Annotated in this window: 4 protein-coding genes; all 4 read right to left on the reverse strand. The window is 33.9% G+C overall.

Features of this window, described 5'->3' with window-relative positions; all coding sequences use genetic code 11:
* On the reverse strand, positions 1-202 hold a 202-nt coding region (locus VLC96_RS04315; RefSeq protein WP_325260832.1), incomplete at its 3' end, for a carboxypeptidase-like regulatory domain-containing protein.
* Positions 203-852: 650 nt separating this feature from the next.
* The gene (locus VLC96_RS04320; RefSeq protein WP_325260833.1) at positions 853-1,404 is read right to left on the reverse strand and encodes a lipid-binding protein; all 552 of its coding nucleotides are present in this window, start codon (positions 1,402-1,404) and stop codon (positions 853-855) included.
* 70 nt (positions 1,405-1,474) lie between these two features.
* Entirely contained in the window at positions 1,475-3,049 is a 1,575-nt protein-coding gene (locus VLC96_RS04325; protein WP_325260834.1) for a SusD/RagB family nutrient-binding outer membrane lipoprotein, read from the reverse strand.
* 10 nt (positions 3,050-3,059) lie between these two features.
* Positions 3,060-6,042, reverse strand: a 2,983-nt coding sequence (locus VLC96_RS04330) for a SusC/RagA family TonB-linked outer membrane protein (RefSeq protein WP_325260835.1), incomplete at its 5' end; no start/stop codon positions are given.

The raw sequence follows: 6,042 nt of genomic DNA on the forward strand, positions 1-6,042 counted from the left end.
TTGGTTTTGCTTGGATGGAATATTTTCCATCAAAATCTGATTGAGTTCCATTTTTTGTTCCTTTTATTAATACACTCACACCTGGTAATGGCATGCCTGAATTATCAGAAACAATTCCTGAAACAGATCTTTCTTGCGCAAAGGAGATTTGCGCCATTAGTACTACAAGGAGCACTAATAGTCCATTGAACTTTAGTTTCATTTTTAAATATTTTGAATTAGTCTGGCAAAAATCATAATAATTTGTTAACTATCCTAAATATCTTTAGCTTTTTTTTTGATGTACCTACAATTTAACATTAAACCTTCATAAAACGCCTATTTTATTGAGATATTTTATTGTTGACTTGTTGTCTTATTTGTTGTAATGAAACGAAATCTCTATGAATTTTTACTATTTTTAATAAAATTCATTGTTATATATTATATTGAATTTAAAAGTTTTGTTGTTTTTTTTTGTTAAATAGAAAGTTTTTCTCTTGATAAAAAGAGTTAATTTAATGTTTGTAAAAGTTAAATTGTTGAAAAATGTTTCTTTTGTATCTGTGAAAATTTGGTTTGAATTAAGTTGTATTAAATTATTAAATCAAGACAGGTTTTATTTACACCTAATCTGTTATAAACGGTTTATAATAAAAAAACATCAGGTTTTTAGAGCATAATAATAGTGTAATTGTTTTTTTCTAACTGCTGAAATTTATAAACAATTATTTAAGTTAAATGAATTTAAAAACTTGTATGTATTTCTAATTTGTAGTCTGTGTTTAAAAGAAATGCAGTATTGTTAAATATTTGACAAAAAAAACCACCAGCTTTGCTGATGGTTTCGAACAGAAATTATCTTTAAAAGAATTAATATTCATCTTCTTTGAATCCAGTTCTTTTTGTTCCTGTATAATTATATTTAACACCTGGTTGATTGCTAAATTCAACTGTAAATGAAATTTTATCCACAGTATGGCCTCCTTTTGATGTACCAGCCATTTTCTCAATTTTACCATTTGTAATTGTTACAGTTCCATATGTACTAGCAGTTGATGCTTTTCTCAAATTAGGAGTATTTGGATCTGAAGAAAAAGTACCATCAGTAAGATTGATAGTAAATTTTGATTTCAATACTTCTGAAATTGGATTAACAGGTACTGTGGAAGTTTGTGACAAACCATTGTCATCTATAAACATAGTGTTATCATTTGCGGATGTATTATAAGTAGAGAACTTAATGGATTTGTTAACAACTGTAGCACCGCTCTTAACATTTACATTGATCCACCAGTCACCAGCAAAATTTTCGGTGGTTGTACCACCTGCTTCGGGATCTCCTCCTGCATCACATGATGCGAAGGAAACCGAGATAAGAATACCAATAAGTATTTTTATAATGTTGTTTTTTAATATTTTCATTTTTATCGAATTAATTTTACTTCAAATATGTTTGTAATTGATAGTCTTGTACTTTTTTAATAGAATAATATTATTTATTCCACCAAATTTTAGCAGTAACATCTAACAATTTTGGAGTATTTGGATTATAATTTCTTTCAGATAGCGGATAAGGGATCCTTTTAGGGAAAGTTCCATTAGCAACAATTACGTCCGGGCTTGCAGTAAAAGCAAATTGCCCTCCTTTATAAGCTGCATTGTTTTGTGCCACAGTAGAAGTTCTTGGATAATCAGTCCTGTTTTTTTCGAAGAAAGCTTCAAATCCGTTTTCCGGGAAACTCGCTACCCATTTTTGAACAATGATTGCTTCTAATTTTTGTTCAAAAGTTCCAGCAGATGGATAGGCATAAGCACCATTAATAAAAGGAGTTGCACTTGCAGCAGTTAAGTTGTTTTTCTTAAAGCTTTCAATAATAGCTGCATCGTATTTTGCTTTTCCACTCGCACCTGTTCTTTCCAATGCCTCAGCTTGTAAAAACAAACTTTCTTCTCTTGACAATAAATACACTGGTTTTTTAGCACCATCATAAATTTTAGATGCATCAATCATTGTTGTAGGATCAGATGTTGTTTTTGAACTTTGGTAATTTACTGCAGGTTGTGAGCTCGTGGTAAGACCCATGGCCGGATATCCTAAACTTGGGTTAGCAGAGTAATTTCCTTGATCCTGAAAAACGTATGCTTTTGTAGCAGTACTAGTTGGACTCCAGTAAATGAATGGATCTTTTCTTGGGTCTGCATTGTCATTTAAGAATTGACCTAAAGTTCTGCTTATTCTCATATTTGTTCTAACGTTTAGCTTATAGTTAAACTCGAACAATGGGTTTTCGTAGTTTGGGTTTACTGAACCTGCATTACCAGTAAAGTTAGCTTGAGCGGCATCAGTGTCTAAGAAAGAAACAGTTGGATCTGCTAATAGTGCCGCAATACCTGCATCACACACCGCTTTGTTTTTCTCAGATTGTCTAATGTAGATTTTTAATTTCAACGTGTTGGCAAATTTTTTCCAGTTAGCCATGTTTCCACCAAAAATAAAATCGTCTTTACCAGGAACAAGTCCTTTTGAAGTCGTCAAATCTTTAGAAAGCGCATCGTTCAAATCTTTGATCATCAGTTCATACACTTCTTCTCCTGTATTGAATTTTGGAGTAAGTATTTTTGGGTTGCAACCTTCAGTATATGGAATATCACCATAAAAATCGGTCAATACATGCGAACCCTGAACATATAAAGTTGTAGCAATTAAATAGTAATTCCAGTTACCTTCAGCCAAAGCTTTTCTTTGTACAGCTTTGATGTCACCAAGACCATCATACATAGAGTTCCATGCATAGTTGTAGTCGTTAGTTGTTACATTGTAAGAGTCTATATTTCTAAACTGGTTTGCAGCAGAAGATTGGGTGTAATATTGTGCCCAAAATCCTCCAATGATTGACATTATACCTCCTTCTGCTCCTACAATCCCAATTATTCCTGCAGGAAGTTGAGAGGATAGAGGTGTTTCTTCAGGAGTTAAAGAATCAGGCTCTACGTTGACGTCTAAATCAGTGCTACATCCCATGAATGTAGTTGATAAAATCAGTATGCTTATAATAAATTTTTTCATTTTCTTTTTATTAGAATGTTAATTTAAAACTTGCCCCATAAGATCTTTGAGAAGGGTTGGTTGCAAATTCTCCGGCTTCACTCAATAAGCCATCTCCATAAGTTGATAATTCAGGATCAACATATGGGTTAGTGTCAGGCGTCCACATAAATAGATTTTTTCCGTAAAAACTAATGCTTGCACTTGAAGCTTTTAATTTTTGGGTAAATGATGATGGTACGCTGTATGAAAGAACTATGTCTCTCAAACGAACAAATGTTTTATCAATTACATGTTGTGCTTCTATAGCCGGATTTGAAGTAGTATTCCAATAACTAGTTATTTTACTCGTATTCATTGGAGTGGTGTTTTCAACATAAGTGATGTTTCCAGATGCGTCTTTAACCTCATTTACCGAGTTCGGGATGATGTAAGTATTTCTTCCGTTAAATGTGGTTTCTATTCCATTTCCAGAAAATTCATTTATTCTTTTTGTGTATGAATACATTTCGCCACCTTGTTTCCAGTCGAAACTAGCTCCCAATGTGAAATTTTTGTATTTGAAGTTATTTTTCAATCCCATTACGAAATCTCTTTGAGATGTTCCTACGTTACTTTGGTTATTTACATCATACGCATAATATCCAGTAGAAGCCGAAACGACAGGTTTTCCATCTGGTGTTAATGAAGGTGCAAAAGCTTGAAACATACCAAGAGGCTGTCCTTTTACGGCAACAAAATTAACTCCATACATTGAAGCTAAAGTCAATTTAGGTAATCCGTAGGCTAAATCAAGTACTTCTGATACATTTTTAGTGAATGTTGTTGTCACATCCCATTGAAAATTATTTACTCGAACAGGTACTAGATTCAAAACAATTTCGATACCTCTATTTTGAAGGTCTAAGATATTGTCTGTTTGAGATGAGAATCCTGTTGAACCAGCCAGTGGTCTTGAGAATAATAAATCAGTTGTTACTTTATGGTAAACCGATAAATCTAAGTTAACTCTTTTTTGGAAGAAATTACTTTCAAATCCTACTTCGTATTCCGTTGTTCTTTCAGGTTTTAGATTTGGATTTCCAAGGTTTCCTGCAAATTCATATCCGTTTACTCCGCCTAATGGAAGTAGGATGTTTCCAAATCCTAAACCTGCATTTCCAGTAATCATTGATGAATAGGTTTGATAATAACCAGTATCATTACCAATATTAGCGACACCACCTCTTAATTTGATAAATTGATCTGGTGTGTCTAATACAACAGCACTAATGTTTAGTGAAGGGTAAAAATAAGAGTTGTTTCCTTTTGGAAGTGTAGATGTCCAGTCATTTCTGCCTGTTAAAGTTGCAAAAAATTTATTTTTATATGAACCTTCCACAGAAGCAAATACACCATATCCTCTTCTTAAATAATCGTCTTGAGCTACAATAGGAGATAATATAGTATTTGACAACTCATAGAAATTAGGAACATCTAAGTTAGTGATTGATGCTCTTAATGAAGAACCACTACGTTGATTGCTATTAATACCTGCCATTGCACTAATGTTGAAGTTGTCATTAATTGCAGTGCTATAAGATAAATTGAAGTTGATATCAGCTTCAATATTTTCGACTGTTTTTTCTGTAACGCCTCCAACAACTGGTGCTTTTCCATTATCAGCATTTGCAGAACCTGGAGAATAGCTCATTATTGCACCATAGGATTTGATTTTTTCATTTCTGTAATCACCACCGGCTTGATAGCTAGCTACCAATTTGTCAGTGATTTTGTAGCTTAAATTTACATTTCCAAAAAATCTGTTTCCTTGGATGTTCGTAGCATTTTCCTGTAAATCCCAATATGGGTTATTTACATATGGAGAATAGAGATTACTTGGTGAATTGTATGGATTGTTTTTGTAATCCTTTAATCCTACAATATTAATATCTCTAGGTGTTTGTGCCAGTGCTTGTGCAACAGTTCCTCCTTCAGTAGTACTACCTTGCCCCGTGTTTACTACATTTTGATCTTTGTTAATGTAGTTTACGCTAGTTTTTACAGTAAGTTTGTTCGCTGAAATACCAGCATTTAATCCTATAGTATTTCTTTTGTATAAATCGGCTTCAGTTGGAAAAACACCATCTGAATTTACACCCGAAACGTTCAAAGAGAAATTTGAATTTTCTCCTCCGCCGCTCACACGAACGCTATTTGTGAATGTGGTTCCTGTAGTGTAAAAATCTTTTATGTTATCTGGTTGTGCAACATACGGTTTTGTTTGTTGTACGCCATTAATCATAGCTCCCCATGGTCTTGTTTCGCCATTGTATTTAGCTCCCCAAGAACCGTTTTCATTACTTGCAGTATTAGTTGCATTTGCTGGTCCTGACCAAGCTGAGTATGATTCATTGTACCAACCTTGTCCAAATTCGTTTTGTAAATGTGGTACTCTTGATACTTGATTAAAGTCTGTAGAAGTTAATATATCAATAGAAATTTTAGACTTGTTTTTTGCAGATTTTGTAGTAATTAAGATTACACCATTTGCTGCTCTTGAACCGTACAATGCCGATGCTGCTGCTCCTTTAAGGATCGACATGCTTTCGATATTATTTGGATCTAAATCACTTATTCCATTTCCTGAATCAAAACTTCTTGTAGAGTTTGTTTTTCCATCAGCTGTTGTTCCTCCACCGTTATTGCTATTGTTGATAGGTGTACCATCTACAACATATAATGGGCTGTTGTTTGACAACGAGTTAAAACCGCGGATGATTACTTTTGAAGCAGCACCGGCTTGTGCTGGAGTGCTGATATCAACACCGGCAACTTTTCCTGATAAGGATTCAAACACGTTTACATTGGCAACATCGGTAAGATCTTTAGCGCCCACGCTAGCAGTTGCATAACCAAGGGATCTTTTTTGCTTTTTGATTCCCATTGCTGTGGTTACTGTTACGCCTTCAAGCTCAGTAGCTGCACTTGAAAGGTTAATGTTTATCAACGTTGAACTCGCTTTGCGTTCTTGA

Source organism: Flavobacterium sp. (assembly GCF_035456085.1).
Taxonomy (GTDB): domain Bacteria; phylum Bacteroidota; class Bacteroidia; order Flavobacteriales; family Flavobacteriaceae; genus Flavobacterium.